The organism is Streptomyces sp. NPDC047042 (genome assembly GCF_040644035.1).
Classification (GTDB): domain Bacteria; phylum Actinomycetota; class Actinomycetes; order Streptomycetales; family Streptomycetaceae; genus Streptomyces.
Map to the genome: position 1 here is coordinate 26,149 of NZ_JBEYVP010000043.1, position 20,579 is coordinate 46,727.

At 70.5% G+C, this 20,579-nt stretch carries 13 protein-coding genes; 6 read left to right on the top strand and 7 right to left on the bottom strand.

The annotated features are described in order from the left end of the window. Positions 1–18 precede the first annotated feature (18 nt). The 4 genes from ABZ855_RS38520 to ABZ855_RS38535 all read right to left on the bottom strand — a co-directional run bounded on the left by ABZ855_RS38520 (position 19) and on the right by ABZ855_RS38535 (position 4,205). On the bottom strand, positions 19–1,314 hold the full coding sequence (locus ABZ855_RS38520) for an MFS transporter (RefSeq protein WP_360815242.1): 1,296 nt from the start codon (positions 1,312–1,314) through the stop codon (positions 19–21). Between the two features lie 7 nt (positions 1,315–1,321). Continuing rightward, positions 1,322–2,686 carry a GH1 family beta-glucosidase gene (locus tag ABZ855_RS38525; protein ID WP_360815245.1) on the bottom strand — a complete coding sequence of 455 codons (1,365 nt, stop codon included), beginning with the start codon at positions 2,684–2,686 and terminating at the stop codon, positions 1,322–1,324. A 112-nt stretch (positions 2,687–2,798) separates the two neighbouring features. Beyond that, positions 2,799–3,065 (bottom strand): protealysin inhibitor emfourin, encoded by a 267-nt coding sequence (locus ABZ855_RS38530; protein WP_319204579.1) that lies wholly within the window; start codon positions 3,063–3,065, stop codon positions 2,799–2,801. Positions 3,066–3,122: 57 nt separating this feature from the next. Further along, a complete protein-coding gene (locus tag ABZ855_RS38535) occupies positions 3,123–4,205 on the bottom strand; it encodes a M4 family metallopeptidase (protein WP_360815248.1) in 1,083 nt (360 codons plus the stop codon). Positions 4,206–4,585: 380 nt separating this feature from the next. On the opposite strand from ABZ855_RS38535, the gene leuA reads away from it, so the two are divergent. The 6 genes from leuA (at position 4,586) to ABZ855_RS38565 (ending at position 12,994) form a co-directional block, all read left to right on the top strand. Then, on the top strand, positions 4,586–6,316 hold the full coding sequence (gene leuA / locus ABZ855_RS38540) for a 2-isopropylmalate synthase (protein ID WP_319204583.1): 1,731 nt from the start codon (positions 4,586–4,588) through the stop codon (positions 6,314–6,316). Positions 6,317–6,588: 272 nt separating this feature from the next. Beyond that, positions 6,589–7,260 carry a TerB family tellurite resistance protein gene (locus ABZ855_RS38545; RefSeq protein WP_319204585.1) on the top strand — a complete coding sequence of 224 codons (672 nt, stop codon included), beginning with the start codon at positions 6,589–6,591 and terminating at the stop codon, positions 7,258–7,260. 171 nt (positions 7,261–7,431) lie between these two features. Further along, positions 7,432–9,522, top strand: a complete 2,091-nt coding sequence (locus ABZ855_RS38550; protein WP_360815253.1) for an MMPL family transporter — start codon at positions 7,432–7,434, stop codon at positions 9,520–9,522. Positions 9,523–9,641: 119 nt separating this feature from the next. After that, the gene (locus ABZ855_RS38555) at positions 9,642–10,886 is read left to right on the top strand and encodes a histidine kinase (protein WP_360815355.1); all 1,245 of its coding nucleotides are present in this window, start codon (positions 9,642–9,644) and stop codon (positions 10,884–10,886) included. Beyond that, positions 10,883–11,551, top strand: coding sequence for a response regulator transcription factor (locus ABZ855_RS38560; RefSeq protein WP_319204589.1), 669 nt, complete (start codon positions 10,883–10,885; stop codon positions 11,549–11,551). The genes ABZ855_RS38555 and ABZ855_RS38560 overlap by 4 nt, the downstream gene beginning before the upstream one ends. Before the next feature lie 183 nt (positions 11,552–11,734). After that, entirely contained in the window at positions 11,735–12,994 is a 1,260-nt protein-coding gene (locus tag ABZ855_RS38565; protein WP_360815258.1) for a sialidase family protein, read from the top strand. A gap of 11 nt (positions 12,995–13,005) precedes the next feature. Here the strand turns inward: ABZ855_RS38565 and ABZ855_RS38570 are convergent, their stop codons facing one another. The 3 genes from ABZ855_RS38570 to ABZ855_RS38580 form a co-directional block, all read right to left on the bottom strand. Then, on the bottom strand, positions 13,006–13,461 hold the full coding sequence (locus ABZ855_RS38570; protein WP_360815261.1) for a hypothetical protein: 456 nt from the start codon (positions 13,459–13,461) through the stop codon (positions 13,006–13,008). A gap of 17 nt (positions 13,462–13,478) precedes the next feature. Continuing rightward, on the bottom strand, positions 13,479–13,907 hold the full coding sequence (locus ABZ855_RS38575; protein WP_360815264.1) for a hypothetical protein: 429 nt from the start codon (positions 13,905–13,907) through the stop codon (positions 13,479–13,481). Between the two features lie 96 nt (positions 13,908–14,003). Beyond that, positions 14,004–20,528, bottom strand: coding sequence for an RHS repeat-associated core domain-containing protein (locus tag ABZ855_RS38580; RefSeq protein WP_360815267.1), 6,525 nt, complete (start codon positions 20,526–20,528; stop codon positions 14,004–14,006). Positions 20,529–20,579 lie beyond the last annotated feature (51 nt).

Sequence of the window (20,579 nt, forward strand, 5' to 3'; positions counted from 1 at the left end):
GCCGGCCGCCCCTTCGCCTCAGTCGACCCCCCTGATCCGCCCCACCAGCACCGCCCCCGCCAGCCCGATCACCGCGGCGACCAGATACAGCACCCGGTATCCGCCCAGATAGGTCACGATCGGCGCGGCCAGGGCGGGGGCCGCGACCTGGGGCAGGGCGTTGGCCACGTTGATGACGCCCAGGTCCTTGCCCCGGTCCAGTGCCTTCGGCAGTACGTCCGTCATCAGGGCGAAGTCGACCGAGGTGAACACCCCGAAGCCGATCCCGAGGACCGCCGACGCGACGATCGCCCCCGGCCAGGTCTGCCAGCCCGCGAGTGCCGCCGTCGCCACCGCCATCAGTACGCCCGACCAGATCACGAACGGCTTGCGGCGGCCCACCCGGTCCGACCAGACCCCGCCGACCACGACCGTGGCGACCAGCGTCACGCTGTTCACCGCCGTCAGGACGAGGACGCCCTGCTCGGGGTCGGAGTGGTCGAGGCGGTCGCGCAGGTAGTACAGCAGGTACAGCAGCACCAGCGCGTTGCTCAGGTTGATCAGGAAACGGGTCAGCCAGGCCCAGCCCAGGTCCGGGTACCGGCGCGGACTCAGCCAGAACCCGGCCAGGAAGGTACGCCAGGACCACGCAGGAACGTCCTCGGGCCCGATCCGCAGATCCTTGTGCCGCAGTACGTACGGCAGCACGCCCAGCAGGGTGAACGCCGCGCACGCCGCATAGCCCGCGCCCACCCCGCCCGCGACCGTCGCCAGGCCCGTCCCGCCGACCACGCCGAGGATCTGCGCGACGCCCAACCAGCCGCCCACAGAGCCTCGTTGGAGCCGGGGGACGCGGTCGGGGACGGCGGCCGTGACGGCGGCGAAGGCCGCGTTCAGCGTCAGCTGGACCAGGCACCACCCCACCACCATCGTCCACGGCCCACCCGCCCCCGCCAGCAGCAGCAACGACAGCGCGCCGCCCGCCGCACCGGCCACGATCCACGGCGTACGGCGGCCCCACCTGGACGTCGTACGGTCCGACAGCGCGCCGAAGAACGGGTTCGCCGCCAGCGACACCAGGGCGCCCGCGCCCGCCACCCACGCCAGCAGGGTCTCCTTCGACATCCCGGTGCCGGGCGCGAAGTCCTCGGCCTGGGACGCGAGAAGGATCTGCAGCGGCCCGAACCAGCCCACCCAGATCGCCCCGTTGGCGAGCGACAGCGAGGCGGTCCACCCCCGCCCGACCCGCTCCACGGGCTCGGCGAGCGCCGCCGCCACCCTCCCCTCAGCCCCCTGCGCCCCCTGGGCCTCCTCCGCGCCCTCGGCCGTCGTCATCTCCGGGTCACCGTCCCGCCCCCTCCGGCTCCTCCTGGCGCTGTGCCCGAAGGAGATCCCTGAACCAGCCGTACGAAGCCTTGGGGGTCCGCGTCAGAGCGGAGGGGTCCGCGAAGTCCACATGGACCAGACCGAACCGCCGCGCGTACCCCTCGGCCCACTCGAAGTTGTCCAGCAGCGACCACACGAAGTAGCCGCGCACATCCACGCCCGCCTCCAACGCCCGGTGCAGCGCCCGGACATGACCGTCCAGGTAGGCGATCCGGTCCTGGTCGTCGAGCCCCTCGTACGAGCAGCCGTTCTCGGTGATCACGACGGGCGGCAGCCGGTCGCCGTACCGGTCCCGGAAGGTGGTGAGCAGCTCGGTGAGCCCCTCGGGTACGACGGGCCAGCCGAAGTCCGTCACCGGCACGTCCGCTATCTCCTGTACGGAGAAGGGGAGTTCGGCCGGGATCGTCAGACCGCCGAACTCGATGTCGGCACCCTGCGGCGCGCCCACCTTCGTCGGCGCGTAGTAGTTGACGCCGTAGAAGTCGAGCGGCTCCGCGATCACCTTGAGGTCGGCCGCCACGTCACCCGGCATCAACTCGCCCAGACCGTCCGGGTATTCGCCCAGGAGGATCGGCTCGGCGAACAGCCGGTTGAGGAGGAGGTCGTAGAATCCGGCCGCCTCGAGGTCGGCGGGCTCCTGCGACGCCGGCCAGGTCGGCCCGTGCGAGTTGGCGATCCCGATGTCGGTGGCCCCGGCTGCGCGCAGTGCCCGTACGGCGAGACCGTGGCCGAGGAGCTGGTGGTGGGCGGCCGGCAGCGCGTCGAACATCAGCTGCTTGCCCGGCGCGTGCGCGCCCAACGCGTGCCCGAACAGGGTGTGTTCGGCGGGCTCGTTGATCGTGATCCACTTCTTCACGCGGTCGCCGAGCCGCTCGGCGACGAGGGCCACGTACTCGGCGAACCGGGACGCCGTGTCCCGCTCCAGCCAGCCGCCCTTCTCCTCGAGGCTCACGGGCAGGTCCCAGTGGAAGAGCGTCGGGACGGGACGTACGCCCGCCGCGCACAGCTCGTCCACCAGCCGGTCGTAGAAGTCCAGGCCGCCGGGGGAGTTCACCCGGGGCCAGGAGACGGAGAAGCGGTACGCGTCCACGCCGAGGCCGGCCAGCAGGGCCACGTCCTCGGGGTAGCGGTGGAAGTGGTCGCAGGCCACCTCCGCCGTCGAGCCGTCCTTCACCCGCCCGGGCTCGGCCGTGAAGGTGTCCCATACGGACGGTTCGCGCTGGTCCGCCGCTCCCTCGATCTGGTGTGCCGAGGTGGACACACCCCAGAGGAAGCCGGCCGGGAACTGGGGTATCGGGTTGATCGCCATGCGCCGGATCATGGGTACCGGGAGTAACGGGTGTCAACGGCCGGGAGTGAACGTCCCCTTACGTGCCGTCCGCCGACCGTTGTGGCACCCGTTATGCCCCCTCTGTCTCCCGTCCCTCCCCGTTTTACGCTCCCTCTTTCAACACCCTTGAGATCAGCTTGCGCTGCTCCTCCGTGAGCCGGGGATCGGCGCAGTACACCGTCCTCCCGTCCACCGTGATCTCGTAGGCGAAGCCGTCCGGAACCCCGGCCGGGCGGGTGCCCCGGCCGGCCGCGACCGCCTGCTCGGCCAGGGCCTGCCACTCGTGGGCGTCGGACCGGCCCGCGGTGTCCACCTGGGCGTGCCGCTCGATACCCGCGAACCCGCCCGTACGTCTCACCTGAATACGCATGGTCCCTGTCTAGTACGAGAACGGCCCCGGCACGAGTCCGGCTGTCCGGCTGTCCGGCTACAGACGGGGCCGGGGTGTCGTGGGCACGCCGACCCGCTCCCACGCCTTCGTCACGGCCTGGAGTTCCTCGCCGTCGCCGTAGCGCTTGCGCGCGGTGGCGACGGTCAGCTGGGCGAAGTCGTCGAAGAACGCCCGCTCGTCCAGCTCGCCGCCGGTCAGCACGTCGTACCAGATCTGCCCGGCCCGCTCCCACGCGTTGCCGCCGAGCGCGGTGGCGACGAGGTAGAAGGCGTGGTTGGGGATGCCGCTGTTGATGTGGACGCCGCCGTTGTCGCGGCCGGTGCGGACATAGCCGTCCATGGTCGAGGGCTGCGGGTCCTTGCCGAGCACGTCGTCGTCGTACGCGCTGCCCGGTTCCTTCATGGAGCGCAGGGCCGTGCCGGTGACGCCCGGGGCGAGCAGGTCCGCGCCGATCAGCCAGTCGGCCTCGGCGGCGGTCTGGCCGAGGGCGTACTGCTTGATCAGCGAGCCGAAGACGTCCGACATCGACTCGTTGAGGGCGCCCGGCTGGCCGTAGTACGTGAGGTTCGCGGTGTGCTGGGTGACGCCGTGGGTGAGCTCGTGGCCGATGACGTCGATCGAGTTGGTGAAGTCGACGAAGATCTCGCCGTCACCGTCGCCGAACACCATCTGCCTGCCGTCCCAGAAGGCGTTGTTGTAGCCCTCGTCGTAGTGCACGGTCGCGTCGAGCGGCAGGCCGTCGCCGTCGATCGAGTGGCGCTGGTACGCCTTGAGATAGAGGTCGAAGGTGGCGCCGAGGCCGGCGTAGGCGCGGTTGACACTGGCGTCCTGGCCGGGGTCCGAGCCCTCGGCGCGCACCTTCCTGCCGGGCAGCGCGGTGCGGTGCTCGGCGTCGTAGATCGTGCGCAGCGGCTTGTCGGAGGGGGCGTTCACGGCCGGGGCGGCGAACAGACCGAACTCGGCGGTGATGCTGCGCTGGGCACGCTTCTCGGCGTCGAGCAGCAGTGTGCGCTGCGCGGGGCCGGAGAGGGCGGGGTCCTCGTGACGGGCGAGCGTGTGGAGGAGGTGCGGTGGAACGATCGTGCAGAAGACGGGCTCAAAGCCCCCGTTTGTCGTCATGCCCGGCACCCTTGCACCGCGTCATACGGCTGTCACTACCCGCAACCATGATTGGTGAAATACCGGGATAAGCGGCACATCGCTCAGTGACGGAGTGGTATGAGCTGAGTGACAGCCCTGGGGGTGGCCCGGCGTGGGGTGTGGGATGGCGCACTTTTTGCCCTTTTTGTTCTTCGGCTCCCCCATACTGGCAGTCCCGCATAGTGATACAGGCCCGCGCCCCCGGTGCGGCTCGGCTAGCATGCTTCGCATCATGCGTTACGGGCTGCTCCTCCTTAGCTGCCGCGGTGAGGGTCTGCAATAGAGGCCGACCCCCTCCCCGCGGAGTCTGGCGTTGCGCCGTCGGCCGTCCTTCAGGACACCACGAGGAGCCCCGCATCATGGCCCACAGTGCCAACCGCCAGCAGCCCACCTCCATGCCGATCCACAAGTACGGCCAGTACGAGCAGGTCGACATCCCCGACCGCACCTGGCCCGGAAAGCGGATCACCACCGCTCCCCGCTGGCTCTCCACGGACCTGCGCGACGGCAACCAGTCCCTGATCGACCCGATGTCCCCCGCCCGCAAGCGCGCGATGTTCGACCTGCTGGTGAAGATGGGCTACAAGGAGATCGAGGTCGGTTTCCCGGCGTCCGGGCAGACGGACTTCGACTTCGTCCGCTCGATCATCGAGGACGAGGGCGCGATCCCGGACGACGTCACCATCTCCGTACTGACCCAGGCCCGCGAGGACCTGATCGAGCGGACCGTCGAGTCCCTGAAGGGCGCCAAGCGCGCCACGGTCCACCTGTACAACGCCACCGCCCCCGTCTTCCGCCGGGTCGTCTTCCGCGGCTCCAAGGACCAGATCAAGCAGATCGCCGTCGACGGCACCCGGCTGGTCATGGAGTACGCCGAGAAGCTGCTGGGCCCCGAGACGGAGTTCGGCTACCAGTACAGCCCCGAGATCTTCACCGACACCGAGCTGGACTTCGCGCTGGAGGTCTGTGAGGCGGTCATGGACGTCTGGCAGCCCGGCCCGGGCCGCGAGATCATCCTCAACCTGCCCGCCACGGTGGAGCGTTCGACCCCGTCGACGCACGCGGACCGCTTCGAGTGGATGGGCCGCAACCTGACCCGCCGCGAGCACGTCGTCCTGTCGATCCACCCCCACAACGACCGCGGTACGGCCGTCGCCGCCGCCGAACTGGCGCTGATGGCCGGCGCCGACCGCGTCGAGGGCTGTCTGTTCGGCCAGGGCGAGCGCACCGGCAACGTCGACCTGGTCACCCTGGGCATGAACCTGTTCTCGCAGGGCGTCGACCCGCAGATCGACTTCTCCGACATCGACGAGATCCGTCGTACGTGGGAGTACTGCAACCAGATGGAGGTCCACCCGCGCCACCCGTACGTGGGCGACCTGGTCTACACGTCCTTCTCCGGCTCCCACCAGGACGCCATCAAGAAGGGCTTCGACGCCATGGAGGCCGACGCGGCCGCCAAGGGCGTCACCGTCGACGACATCGAATGGGCGGTCCCCTACCTGCCGATCGACCCGAAGGACGTCGGCCGTTCCTACGAGGCCGTGATCCGGGTCAACTCGCAGTCCGGCAAGGGCGGGATCGCGTACGTCCTGAAGAACGACCACAAGCTGGACCTGCCGCGCCGGATGCAGATCGAGTTCTCCAAGCTGATCCAGGCGAAGACGGACGCCGAGGGCGGCGAGGTCACGCCGAAGGACATCTGGACGATCTTCCAGGACGAGTACCTGCCGAACCCCGAGAACCCGTGGGGACGCATCCAGGTCAGCGCCGGGCAGTCGACCACCGACAAGGACGGCGTGGACACCCTCACCGTCGAGGCCGAGGTCGACGGCGTCGAGACCACCCTGGTGGGCACGGGCAACGGCCCGATCTCGGCCTTCTTCCACGCCCTGCAGGGTCTGGACATCGACGCCCGGCTGCTGGACTACACCGAGCACACGATGAGCGAGGGCGCTTCCGCGCAGGCCGCCTCCTACATCGAGGTCGCCATCGGCGACAAGGTCCTGTGGGGCATCGGCATCGACGCCAACACGACCCGCGCCTCCCTGAAGGCGGTCGTCTCCGCCGTCAACCGCGCGGGCCGCTGACTCACCCGACCGGCTGGTTTCAGGCCCCGTCCGCCCACTGTGGCGGGCGGGGCCGCCGTCGTATACCGGCCAATCCAAGGGCGGGTCATGGGCAGGTCTGGTCCTGGGTACTGACTCCACATCAACAATGTGGCTAACATCACGCCTGCGCGGCAGTGTTGCCGGTGGGGGTACCTCCCGCGCCTTGCAGCAGGCAGTGGGGGAGTTACCGGAGGTGCTACGTGCTCCCAGGACAGCGACGACACGGCCGAGGCAGCCGGGACCGCCGAGTCGTGCGTGGAGGCCGGACGGCGCGCGTCCTGGGCTCCCGTACGGTCTGGGCCGGTGTCGGTGACGGAGAGTTCTTCTGTCCCGGCTGTGGCGGCGACCGCAACTACCAGCGGCTGACCGGCCGTCGGCGCTTCACCTTTCTGGGCGTACCGATTCTGCCGCGCGGCGAGACCGGCCCGGTCGTCGAGTGCGCGGCCTGCCAGAGCCACTTCGGCACGGACGTCCTCGACCACCCCACCACGACCCGCTTCTCCGCGATGCTGCGCGACGCGGTCCACACGGTCGCCCTCGCCGTCCTCGCCGCCGGCGGCACCCAGGCCCGCCTCACCCTGGAGACAGCGGTGACGGGCGTCCGCGCGGCCGGCTTCGACGACTGTACGGAGGACCAGCTCACGGCCCTGGTGGAGGCGCTGGCCGCCGACACCGGCCGCCTCTTCGGCCCGCCGTGCGGCCCCGGGCTGGCCATAGAGCTCCACGAGGCCCTGGACCCCCTGGCCCCCCACCTCGCCGCCCCCGGCCGCGAATCGATCCTGCTCCAGGGCGCCCGCATCGCCCTGGCCGACGGCCCGTACACCCCGGAGGAACGCGACGTCCTGGCGACGGTCGGCGCGGCGCTGACGATCTGCGCGGACGACGTGACCCGGCTGCTCGAGGCGGCACGCACGCCGTCCTGACACCCCCCGCACCTCCACACCCCCACTACTCCCCAGGGAGTAACGGCCCCTCCCGGCCACCCCCGGGAGTACCCCCGAACTCGCCCTCCCGTGCGACGAATCCACGCCCCGGCGACGGAATTCTGGTGAGCGTCATCCACCCGGATGTCCGAACGAGGGGAGGGCCTCGACATGGGGGCCGCAAAGACACTGACGGGCGCGGCACGGCGCGGGCGAACCGTGCCCTGGCTCGTGCTCGGGCTGTGGGTCGGGGTGCTCGCGATCGTGGGGCCGTTCGCGGCGAAGCTCTCCGAGGTGCAGCACAACCGCATCACCGACTATCTGCCGTCGAACGCCGACTCGACCCAAGTCGCCCGTATCCAGGACCAGTTGCCCGGCGGCGAGACCACCCAGCTGGTCCTCGTCTACCACCGCGACAGCGGACTCACCGCCGCCGACAAGGCGACGGCCGCCGGGCAGGTGGACAAGATCGCCGGCGAGCACGTCCTGACGGCCACCCCGCAGGGCGTACCGTCCGCCGACGGCACCACCCTCATGTACCCGGTGAGCAGCAACGAGCCCGGCACCGACGAGAAGAAACGGGACGCCCTCGTCCACGACGTGCGCGAAGTCGCCCACACCCAGGGCGGGTTGAGCGTGAAGGTCGGCGGGCCGGGGGCGATGGCCACCGACGCGGCCGAGGTCTACAACTCGCTCGGCGGACCCCTGCTCTACACCACCGTCGCCGTGGTCGCCGTCCTGCTGATCCTCATCTACCGCAGCCCGGTGCTGTGGCTGGTCCCGCTCGTCGTCGCGGGCATCGCCGACTTCCTGTCGATGGGTGTCGCCTATGGCCTCAACCAGGCCTTCGGCACGACGGTTTCCGGCCAGAGCTCCGGGATCATGACGATCCTCGTCTTCGGCGCCGGCACGGACTACGCCCTCCTCCTCGTCTCCCGCTACCGCGAGGAACTGCGCCGGATCGAGCGCCCGTACGACGCCATGGTCGCCGCCCTGCGCGGCTGCGGACCCGCCGTCCTCGCCTCCTCCGGCACGGTCGCCGCCGGGGTGCTGTGCCTGCTCGCCGCCGACCTGAACTCCAGTCGCAGCATGGGCCCGTTGGGCACCGTGGGTGTGCTGTGCGCGCTCGTCGCCATGCTGACCCTGCTCCCCGCGATCCTCGTCCTCCTCGGCCGCCGGGTGTTCTGGCCGCTCGTCCCCGCCTACGGCAGCGCGCCCAAGGTACGCAGGCTGTCGCTGTTCGCCGCGATGGGCAGCTCCGCCGGACGCCGGCCCCTGGTGGTCCTCGCGAGCGGTGCCGTCCTGCTCGGCGCCCTCGCCCTGGGTGTCCTGAATCTGCCCGGACCGGTGAAGCAGGAGGACGCCTTCGTCGACAAGCCGGAGGCCGTCGCCGCGATGCAGACCCTCGCCAAGGCCTACCCCGACCGGGGCACCCAGCCCATCAGCGTCATCACCCCGGCAGGACGGGCCGACGAGACCCTCGCGACGATCCGGGGCGCCGACGGAATCAGCGACGCCCGCGAGGGACGTACCGGCTCCAACTGGACCGAGATCACCGTCTTCGCGAAGGACGCGCCGCAGTCGGCCGCCGAGACCGCGACCATCGAACGGCTGCGGAAGGAGCTGAAGGGCTCCTACGTCGGCGGACCGAGCGCCCAGCAGATCGACCTCATCGACACCAACGCGCGTGACGTGTGGGTCGTCGTACCGATCGTGCTCGTCTCCGTGCTGCTGATCCTCGTCGCGCTGCTGCGCTCGCTCGTCGCGCCGCTGATGCTGGTGGTCGCCGTGGTCGCGGTGTGGGGGGCCTCGCTCGGCATCGGCGGACTGGTGTTCGGCCCGCTGCTCGGCTTCGAGGGCACCGATCCCGGGCTCGGGCTGCTGTCCTTCGTGTTCCTGGTCGCCCTCGGCGTCGACTACGGCATCTTCCTCATGCACCGGATGCGCGAGGAGGCGCTGGGGGGCGCGGATCCGGTGGCCGCCGCGCTGACCGCGCTGCGGACCACGGGCGGGGTCATCGCCTCCGCCGGGCTGGTCCTCGCCGCGACCTTCGCGGTGCTGACCAACATGGGACTCGTCCAGCTCGTCGAACTGGGCTTCGTGATCGCGGTCGGCGTGCTCCTGGACACGTTCCTCGTCCGGACCTACCTGGTGACGAGCGCGAGCGTGGCACTGGGCCGGCGGGTGTGGTGGCCGGGCGCCCTGTCCCGCAGGCCCGACCCGGCCGCCGTACGACAGGAACGGCAGCCGGAAACCGTATGACAACCGTCGTACGAACGAGCGGGCGCCTCTCCCTGACGGTGCGGCGCCCGCTGACGGAGGATGGGGCCGTGTACTCAACCACCGTAAGAGCGGCCCCTGTTGGGTGGGGCGAGCGGATCATGGCGGCGATCACCCGCGACCCGCGCAGTGCCCCGCACGCGCTCCGCAACGACGCGCTGCTCGCGCTGACGGGCGCCGTGCTCGCCACGGTCCTCGCCCTGTTCACCGACGGAGGAGGCAGCCGCCCGGACACCCTCGACGGGGGCGGCCGGCCGGACGCGCTCGGCTGGACGCTGCTGCTCGCCGCGTACGTGCCGATCGTGTGGCGCCGGCGCAGTCCGATGCTGGTGCTCGTCGCCGTGGTGGCGCTCGTCGTGCCCTACCACGCGCTCGACTACAACCACACCGCGCCGACCCCGGCCTCGTACGTCGCGCTGTACACGGTCGCCGTCACCGGCCGCCCCCTGCGCACGATCGCGACCGGCGTCGTCGTCCTCGGCATCTCCCTGAGCGTGATGCTCACCGTGAGCATGCACCAGGCCGTCGAACTGCTGCGGATCTCCGGCTGGGTCGTCGCGGTGCTGTTCTGCGGCATCGACGTCCGCTTCTACCGCCAGTATGTGTCGGCCATCGTCGAGCGCGCCGAACGGGCCGAACGCACCCGCGAGGAGGAGGCCCGCCGCCGAGTCGCGGAGGAGCGCCTGCGCGTGGCCCGCGACCTGCACGATCTGCTGGCCCACACCATCACCCTGGTGGGGGTCCAGACATCCGTGGCCGCCCACGTCCTGGCCGCCGACCCGGACCGCCTGGACCGCGCGGCCGTGGCCAAGGCCCTCGACGACATCGCCGACACCTGCCGAACGGCACGCGGCGAGCTGCGTACGACGCTCGAGGTACTCCGGGAGGGCCAGGGCGTGGGAGAGAGAGCGGGCGAGGGGCGCGGCCCCCTGCCCGGGCTCGACGGCCTCCCCGACCTCGCGGAGACGGCACGGGCGTCGGGCGCCGAGGTAGAACTCACGGTACGGGCGGACACGGCCCCGCCGGCCGTGGGCGCGGCAGCCTACCGGATCGTGCAGGAGGCGCTCACGAACGCCGTACGGCACGGGGGACGGGAGGATCTGACGGTACGGGTACTGCTGGACGGGGGTGAGGGCGCGTTGCGCGTCGAGGTGACGGACGACGGGGTGGGGGCGTACGAGGGTGACATGTCCGGCGGCGGCTTCGGCCTGGTGGGGATGCGCGAGCGGGCGCGCAGCGTGGGCGGCACACTGGACGCCGGGCCCGGGGAGGACGGGGGGTTCACGGTGAGCGCGGTGCTGCCGGTGCCGGTATTGGTGAAGAGGGCGGGGGAGGGGGCGAGGTGACCGCCATTCGTGTGCTGCTCGCCGACGACCAGACGCTCGTGCGGGCGGCGTTCGCGATGCTCGTCGAGTCGGCGCCGGGCATGGAGGTCGTGGGGCAGGCCGGCACGGGCCGGCAGGCCGTCGAGCTGGCCCGCAGCGCCCGCGCCGACCTGGTCGTCATGGACCTGCGCATGCCCGACCTCGACGGTATCGAGGCGACCCGGCTGATCGCGGCCGACGAGGACCTGGCGGGCGTGAAGGTGCTTGTCCTGACGACATACGACACGGACGAGCACGTGGTGGAGGCGCTGCGCGCGGGCGCGTCGGGCTTCCTGGTCAAGGACACGCGGCCGGCGGACCTCCTGGACGCGATCCGCACGGTGGCGGCGGGCGAGGCCCTGCTCTCCCCCGGGCCCACGGCCCGGCTGATCGCCCGCCTGCTGCGCAACGCCGAGGCGCCGCCACCGACGGGCGGCCCCGAATGTCTGTCGCAGCGGGAACGCGGGGTGCTGAGGCTGGTCGCGCGGGGCCTCAACAACACGGAGATCGCGGAGACGCTGGGCCTGAGCCCGCTGACCGCGAAGACCCACGTCAGCCGGATCATGGGCAAGCTGGGCGCGCGGGACCGGGCGCAGCTGGTGATCGTGGCGTACGAGTCGGGGCTGGTGACGCCGGGGGCGGGGTGAGGGGCCGTTCTGAGGACCCGGGGGAGTGGCGCAAAGGGGTGGGGTGGGCGCGCGGGTACGTATGTTCCGTACGCGCGCCCCGCATGGTGACGGACCGTCAGTGGAGTTACTGTCACCTCCTGTCGCCATCGTCGTATTCGGCACCCCACGCACCGACTCGACTCCACTCCGCGAAGGAGAGCGATGACCCCACTGCGCCGTACCCTGCTCGCCGCGACCACCGGCGCCGCCCTGCTCACCGGCGCCGGGATCGCCACCGGCCTCACCACGTCCACGGCCCAGGCGGCCACCCGCTCCTCCTGCGTCTCGTCCGTCCCGTACGTCGCGGGCGAGGGCGGCTACGACACCTACCGCATCCCCGCCACCGTCACGACCGGCAAGGGCACCCTTCTGGCCTTCGCCGAGGGCAGGCACAACGGTGCGGGCGACAGCGGCGACATCGACGTGGTCCTGCGCCGCTCCACGGACGGCGGCTGCAGCTGGGGCCCGCTGTCGGTGGTCGCCGCCGGGGACGGTGACACACGGGGCAATCCGGCGCCGGTGGTCGACCAGAAGACGGGGCGCATCGTCCTGGTCACGTCGTACAACGACGGCGCGGTGACCGAGGCCCAGATCATGCGGGGTGAGGCGACCCCGCAGCAGAGCCGCAGGGTGTTCGTCCAGACGAGCACCGCCGCGAACGACGGCCGCAGCTTCACGCCGCCGCGCGACATCACGGCCCAGGTGAAGCTGCCCGACTGGCGCTGGTACGCGACGGGCCCGGGGCACGCGGTGTACCTCACCCGGGGCCCGCACGCGGGGAGGATCGTGATCCCGTCCAACCACTCTGCGGCCCCGCCGACGGGTTCCTCCGACACCGGCCAGGAGTCCAGGTACTACGGTGGCCACGCGATCTACAGCGACAACGGCGGCGGCACCTGGCACCTGGGGTTCGTCGACGACTCGTACGACGGCATCGTGAACGCCAACGAGACGAGCGCGGCCCAACTCCCCGACGGCAGGCTGTACTTCTCCTCCAGGGACCAGAGCGGCCTGATGCCGGGGAACCGGTTGGACGCGTACTCGAGCGACGGCGCGGAGTCCCTGGACCACCCGTACACCGTCCAGCCGACGCTGAACGACGTACCGATCGTGCAGGGCAGCGTGCTTCAACTGCAGGATGCTTCCGAGGCGTTGCTGTTCTCGGGCCCCTCGGACCCCACCGCACGCCGGTCGCTTGCGATCTGGCGGAGCGGGGACGGGGGAGCGACCTTCGCGAAGGTGCTGACGCTGTCGGACCGGAGGGCGGCCTACTCGGATCTGGTGCGGGTGGATGGGCAGTTGGTGGGCGTGCTGTACGAGACGGGGGTTGCGGGGACGTACGAGTCGATCGAGTTCCGCCGGGTGCCGGTGACCGAGGTGGGCGAGGCGGCCGGGGTGGGCGAGGCGGATGAGATGGGCTGACGGGAGCCGGCTCAGCCGCCCTCCACCGGGGCGAACACGTGCCGGATCAGCTCTCCGTCCAACTTCGGCACCGCCAGGTCGTACGTCCCGTCGGCGGTGCCGAGTTCGTAGCGGTCGAACTTGCGCGCCATCGGCACCTTTTCGTCCGTGAGCTTCAGGCGGAACGGCGGGCGCAGGGTCGCGGTGCGGTCGCCCCGCCGGTCGCTCCAGACCGGAGCCTCACCGGCGGCGAGCCGCAGGTTCCCCTGCCGCAGCCGGGCGATGCTCCTGCCGTTGCCGAGGGACCGCGTGACCGTCCCGCCGATGTTCTTCGTGAACCCGACGACCCGCAGCACCTGGCCGTTCTCGAAGTCCGCGATGTCCCGCGCGGGCGTACGGCGCCGGATCCAGGTCCAGCGCAGCAGCACATCGAACGCGGTCTGCGTACCGGCGGCACGCCGTGCCGCCGGTCTGCCGTCGACAGCCATCTCTTCCTCCGTGGAATTCATCCCGATCGTGTCTTCTGCTGCTTTGCGAGGCGGCTCGCCAGGGCGGTGCGAAAGTGAGAGAAACGGGTTTCGTCCTCATCGATGATCTCGAGAATGTCCAACGCGTTCTCCGTGTCTCCCGACACCGCCTCGCGATAGAGCACCCAGAGACCTTCCCGAGCCTTGTCGTAGCACTCCTCTTCCAGACTCTCCCGCCCTGCCGCGGTCTCACTGGAATGCGACTCCCCGGAAACCGCGAACAGCAGAGCCACCAGGAAATGACTGCGTACGAACGGCGCGAGTTCCTCGGTGAGCGCGGCCAGGATCACCGGGACGGCCGGGACCGCGGCCTCGAACAGCATCGACTGGACCTCGATGTGCCCGTCCAGCCGATAACCGACCGCGTCCTGGGGCGACCTCGCCGCCAGCAGCTTGCGAAAGGTCACGGGAAGGTGCCCTGCCCCCTGGCCGCAGCCGCACCGCAACCGCGACCAGTCGTACCTCTCCAGCTCAAGCAGAGCCGCACTCAGCATCTTCGCCTCCTACCCGCTGTGACCCGGCTTCGTCGCCAGAAGAGCTCCGGGAACGAACGATTCCAGCGGGAATATCCCCTGACAGGTCGTGCAGATCTCCATCTCCTGCCAGACCTTACCAAGGCCGTCCTCGACGTCCATGAGCCTGCCCGCCCGCGTGAACAGGACGTTATCCGGGTCCCAACCCGTGAATTCGAGAATGTTGACTTCCGCGCAATTTCCGCCACCGGAACAACCGACCGCGATATCTCCACTGGTCGTATTGATGGCAGCGGAGTACGTGCGGTATTTCGCGTCACCGGTTGCGACCGTCCCGACATCGTCGCGGAGAGCGTTCGCGTCCGAGACCCTGCCTTCCAGGTCCCAGTCCCCGGTCGACGGGTGAATCGTGACCTTCGGCTGGAACTTGCCCTTGGCGCCCCTGCTTCCGCGCGCCGCGCTCGTGCCGCTCTTGGGCGTCGCGTTCGCGGCCCGCGCAGTACCGCTCGCCGCGCCCGTCGACGCCGTGCTCACCGCGCCGGCCGCGGACGCCTTGGCACCCGCCGACGCCGCGGCTTCCTCCTTGACGCCGGTGTCCACGCTCTTCTCGACCACCGCGGCCCCGGCACTGGCGATGCCGGCCGACCCGGCTATGACAGCCCCGCCCTCACCCGCCGCTCCGACGGCGGCGCCGGTCACCGCTGCTCCGAGGCTGCCCGCCTCGGCACCGGCGGTGAAGCCCTCGGCGCCGGCCGCCAGTACCGCTCCGCAGGCGCCCGCCGTGGCGGCCACGCAGGCGACCACCCCGACCACCGCCGCCGTGGCGACCACCGCCGCGATCACCGGGTGCCGCTGGACGACGTGGTAGGCCTTCTTGGCGTAGCAGGAGAAGGACCAGCCGCAGCTGTGGTGCGAGCTGCCGCCCCCACCCCCGCCCCCGCCGCTGTGGTGGGTCGTCGAGCCGCTGTTGTTGAGCGCGCCGGTGTCGACCAGTGCGGACGAGCCCTGGGGTTGGCAGTCGATGGCACAGACGTTCATGGTCGGGTCGCTGGCCCAGTTGTCCAGGCCCGTCGGGTCGCTGCCCGTGACCGGGTTGTCCGCCGCGTACGTGTACCCGTCGATCTGCTGTGCGTCTGTCAGTTCGAGGACCGGGTCGTCCGAGACGAAGCGGCCGATCGTCGGGTCGTAGTCCCTCGCGCCGAGGTGTGTCAGCCCGGTCGTGGTGTCGGCGACACCGTTCACGAAGCCCTTGGTGCCCAGCCACGAACCGGAACCCGGCTGTGTGCCACGGGCGTTGCCGAACGGGTCGAGGCGCCGTCGCGCCACGGCCTGTGTCGTCGCGTCCACCGCCGTCTCGGCCGTGTCGTGGGCGTCGGTGACCTGCCACTGCAGGCCGCCGGTGCTCGAGCGCACCGCGATGGTCTGCCCGGCCCAGGTGTAGTACCGCGTGCCCGTGGCCGTCGTCGCGCCCTTGGCGAGGTGCAGTTCGGTGTCGCCGAGATAGAGGGTGGTGCCGGAGTCGTCGCGGGTGAGCAGCCGGTTGCCGTCGGCGTCGTAGAGGTACGAGGCGGACGTCCCGTCGGCGTTGGTCACCTTGGCGAGGTGGCCCTCGCTGTCCCAGTCCAGCGTCTGGGTCTTCCCGGCCAGGGTGCGGGTGTGGGTGTTGCCCGCGGCGTCGTACGTGTAGCCGTTCGTGGTTGTCGTGGAGCCCTTGGTCGTCGTCGACGACGACAGGGTGTGCGGCCGGGTGCCGCCCTGCGGCGGGTACACGTACGACGTCGAGGTGTCGGACCCGCCGGCCGCGGTCGCGTGGTCGATGTCGCTCTTGCGGTTGCCGAGGTCGTCGTACGCATAGCTGTGCCAGTACGGCGCCGGCCCGCCGAGGACGGCCGTGGACGCGGCGGCGGCACAGCCGTCCGTCGCCGTCCAGGCCTCGGTGAGCCGGTCGTGGCCGTCGTAGCGGTAGCACTGGACGTCGTCGGTGCCGTCGGCGTGCGTGGCGACCTTCGTCGGGTTGCCCGCGTCGTCGTAGGTGTACGTCGTGTCCTGGACCGGGGCGCTCTGCGCGTCGTCGGTGACCAGTTCCCGCTGGAGACGGCGGGTGCCGTCCTCGTAAGTGTTGGTTATCTGGAGCCACTTGGCGGTGTCCGAGGACGAAACCCCCAGTGTGAGCTGGCTGATGTCGCTCAGCTTGGTGTAACCGGTGTTCTGCACATAGCCGGTGGCGCCGTTCAGCGTCGTCGGCATGCTCAGGTCGTTGTAGCCGTAGGTCAGCGACTCGGAGGGCAGTCCGCCGGCGGCCGGGTCGGAGGTGACCTGGATGGTGCCGTCGAGGTTGTAACCGGTCGTCGATGTGTACGTACCGGCCAACGCCTCCTCACCCGTGACCGAAGGGACGGTGACCCTGGTGACGGTCGGCCGGTACAGGGAGTCGTACGCGCCGACCTGGCTGATGTACGCCTGGCCGGACGAGCCGCCGACGTACCGGATCGCCGACGTCGGCTGCCCCTTGACCAGCGAGTCGTAGGTCCACTTGGCCAGTTCGTGGGCCGCGTCCTTCGTCGTGCCGTCGTACATGTCGGTCTTGCGGCCGAGGATGTCGTACGAGTAGCTGAGCGTCTTCTCGTCGGCCGTGCCGAGCGCCGTGGTGGTCGTGGCGACCTGGTCCAGGTCGTCGTACGTCGTCTGAGTGGTGCCCGTGTCGGGGTCCGTCGACGTCGTCTTGCGGCCCATCAGGTCGTAGCCGTACGACCAGGTGTTGCCGGCGTCGTCGACGACCTCCTTCAGCCGGCTCTTCGCGTCGTAGTGGTACTTGATGGACGTGTAGGAGCCGGTCGGGGTGCCGCTGTCGTACTGCCGGGTCTCGGTGGTGCGGCCGAGGGTGTCGGTCAGGGTCGTGGTCGCGATGCCGCCCTTGGGCGGGGTGACGGTGGTGCGGTCGCCGCCGTACGCGGTGGAGGTCGTCCAGCGCTTGGTGCCGAGCGCGTAGAAGTCCTCCGCCGTGGCGCGGCCCGCGCCGTCGTACGTGGTCAGGGTCTGGGACGGCACCGCCGAGGTGATGTTCGCCAGGGTCCCGGACGGGGAGGTGTTGTCGGTGTAGTCGGCGTCGGACTCCACGGCGAGCCCGCGGCTGTCGTACTTGGTCTCGGCGATGACCCGGCCGCCGCCCGGTGCCGGGGTCTGCGTCTGGCGGGGCCGCAGCAGCGCGTCGTACAGGGCGTACGTCGTGTCGTACGTCGTGCCGTCGTTGTTGAGCTTGCCCGTGGAGACCACGGAGGCCGCCGAGTTGGAGATGGCGTAGGTGTAGACGAGGCTCGCGGTCTGGCCCGAGGACTTGCTGCGGTTGGCCAGCCAGAGTTTGGTCAGCCGGCCCAGGCCGTCGTAGGCGTAGTCCGTGCGCTTGCTGTTGGCGTCGACGACCGAGGTGGCGAGGCCGCGTGCCGGGTCGAAGGTGGTGGTCGTCGGGTAGGTCTTGGCGTCCGTGGTGACCGTGCTCGTCAGCGGACCGCCGGTGGCGGGCGTGTACTTGGTGGTGCTGACCGTGTTCTGGTCCGCGTCCTTGACCGAGTCGACGCGGCCCTGCGTGTCGTAGTGGGACGTGGACACGGTCTGGTAGACGGGGCTGCCACCGCTGTACGACGACAGCCGCTGCGTCGACGTCTCGTCACCGAGGGTCGGGGCGGTGCCGTAGGACTGGCTGTCGTAGAGGGTGCGGACGTCGGAGACCACGTCGTCGGGGCGGGTCGGCGTCGCGCCGCAGGCCACGTCGACCGTCTCGACACGGACCGGGAAAGCCATCAGCCAGTCGGTGGTGTTGTTCGCGATCGTCGTGCGGGTGCACTGCTCGTCCCCCGTGACGGCCGTGTCGCCGGCGTCGTCGACGGTCAGTGCCGCCCCGGTGGTCGGGTCGTACGTCGTGGTCACCGACGTGTCGCGGGTACCGCCGGAAGCCAGGTCCGTACGGGTGCGGACCGCTGCCGGGCGGGTCAGGTACGCGTTGCGGGTGCCGTCCGTGGCCGTCTGGTGGATCCACTGGTCGGTGATCGAGCCACCCACCTCGGCCGAGCCGTTGTACGTGACCGCCTCGCGGGTCTGGCCCGCGAGCGGATCGGCGTCCGTGACCGCGGCGCCGGTGGAGTCGGTGACCTTGACGCTCCGGGTGGTGCCGTCGGACTGCTTGTCGCCGTCCATGCCCCGGAAGAACGTCGACACCGTCTTCGTCCGGGTCGACTGCGCGTCGCCCGTGGTGGTGGTCACGGTGCCGTAACCGCGCCACTGCGACCAGGTCTTGCGCTTGGCGGGCGCGGTGACGTTGTCGGTGTCGTAGTGCCAGGCCGGGGAACCGCCGTAGGTGTAGTCGGTCTCCTTCAGCGGCGCACCGCCGGTCGGGTCCGCCTCGGTCACCTGGGTCACAACGTACTTGTGGAACCAGTCCAGTTGGGGATCGGTCGTGTACGGAGGCTGCCAGTAGGTGGGGAAGCAGCGCAGGTTGTCGGAGTCGGGCGCGCTGGGCATGGTCGTACCGGCGACGCACTGCGGGTCGGAGTAGTTGACGGTGAGGACCGAACCCGTCTCCGAAGTGATCGTCCGCACCCGCCACTTGACCAGCGCCGCGATGTCGTCGTGGGTCGTGTCCACCCGGTTGTACAGCTGGATGCCCGCGAAGGTGACCGGCGGCATGGCGGTCGTCGAACCGTCCTTGCCCGTGCGGGTGATGGACTTGAGCCACAGCCCGGCCGAGGTGCCGTCGCCGGGGTCCGGGAACGAGTGGTCGAGCGCCCAGGAGTCGACGTCCCGGTAGGCCGGAGTCGACAGACTGGCGTCCCACACGCTGGTCGTGACGCCCGTCAGCCGCTTGCGGGAGAAGAAGGTCGGCCCGGTGGCGGTGCAGACCTTGCCGGAGGCGCAGATCTGGTCGAACGGTACGTCGGGCCAGTGCGACGACGTCGACGACGTCAGTGACGAGCAGTCCTCACCCGTGGTCACCAGGCAGCGCTCGGCGGTGGTGAAGGAGACCTTCTCCGGCGCGGTGCCGAAGACGGTGGAGGAGGTGATGCCGTAGTCGATGCGGCTCAGGTAGCCGCCGCGGTCGTACACCGTGCCGTTGGCGGTCGTGGTGCCGTTCTCGGCGTAGTAGTTGGTCTCCTTGGTGTACCAGTACGACATCGCGTTGCCGTGCGGGTCGACAACGTAGTCCAGGTTCCAGCGCCAGGCCTGGGTGAGCGCGCGGCCGGAGAACGACGTCCCCTGGTCGTACCCCGGTTCGCCGGAGTCGTCGCCGAACACCGGGGCGGTCCAGGTCGAGTTGGTGACGGCGGCGCCGGTGGTCCAGCCCGGCAGGTGGTTCTTGCCGAAGACGTACTGGGTGCCGTCCTGGGTGGTGACGGTCCAGTACTCGCCGTCGTTGTCGCCGTTCGTGGCGCCCGTGGAGTGGGTGACGCGCTCACCGTCGTCGGTCTTGGGATGCCACGCGCCGGTCGTCGAATCCTTGATCAGCGGGCTGGACTTGCCGCCGAGGACGAGGGTCGCGTTGTCGTTCGCCCAGCACTCGTCGTTCTTCCCGGACTGGCCGTCGTCGTCACACGAGTCGTAGGACCGCTCGATGTACCCGGTTGTCAGGTCGAAGCCCTCACCGACCCAGGACGGCTGGTTGTTCGTCGACGGCAGCCGGCCGTCGACGCTCTGCGCGTCGTACGTCAACGCCAGATTCGGCGACGGACCGCCGTTGGAAGGGGGCACCGACAGCGGATACGACCAGGTGAAGTCGCCGCTGGAGCCACCCGCGCTCCACGCGGCGGACGGGTTGAGCGATGTCGCCTGGTAGGAACCGGCACCCGACTTCGCCGCGGCGGTCGCGGCGAGGGCCATGGTGGAGAGAGCGAGCGGCGCGGTGGTGGTGAGGGTGTGGGTCGCGGTGTCGTTCGTCGTGGGCAGCGGCGTCGTGGTACGGCACTGCTTCAGATCCGGGGTGGTCAGTGCGCAGGAGGGCAGCCGGACCAGCGAGAGCCGGGACGCGTAGTCGCCGCCGTAGGCGTTCGCGAAGCCCGAGTAGTCGAGAGTGAAGCGGGTCTTGGCGGCCGTCTTCGGCCCGGAGGCACGAGTGAGGGCGAAGACGGCACCATGGATGCCGAGAGCGGTGGCCGTGCTGTGCGGGGCGGTACGGACGGTGATCTTCGTGGCGGCGGCACCCCTGGCGGGGTTGCTCATCCGCACAGGCAGGCTTCCGACGGTGGCGGCCGCCCCCGAACTCCCGCTCACGGTAAAGGTCTTGGCCGCACCAGTGGGCCAGGTCACCGGCTTGGCGACGGCCTGGGCGGTACGGGCGGCGGCGGCCTTCGCCGGGTCGTTCCTCGCGGCCTTCTTCGCCTTGAAGGCGACCGCCGTACCGTTCTTGGCCTCCTGCGCCGTCACGGTGTGGTGCCCGTGACGCTGGGTCGCCCACACCGCGGGGGCGGTGCCGAGTCCGGCGGCCACCACGGCGCTCGCCGTGGCCCCGACGACCCACAGCCGTATCCGCCGCAACGGTTCCCGCCGTCTGCGCCCCTGCCCGCCCATGAGTGAACTCCCCGCGTTTCGAAGGTTGGTGAAAGCCGTGTCAGCGCTGTC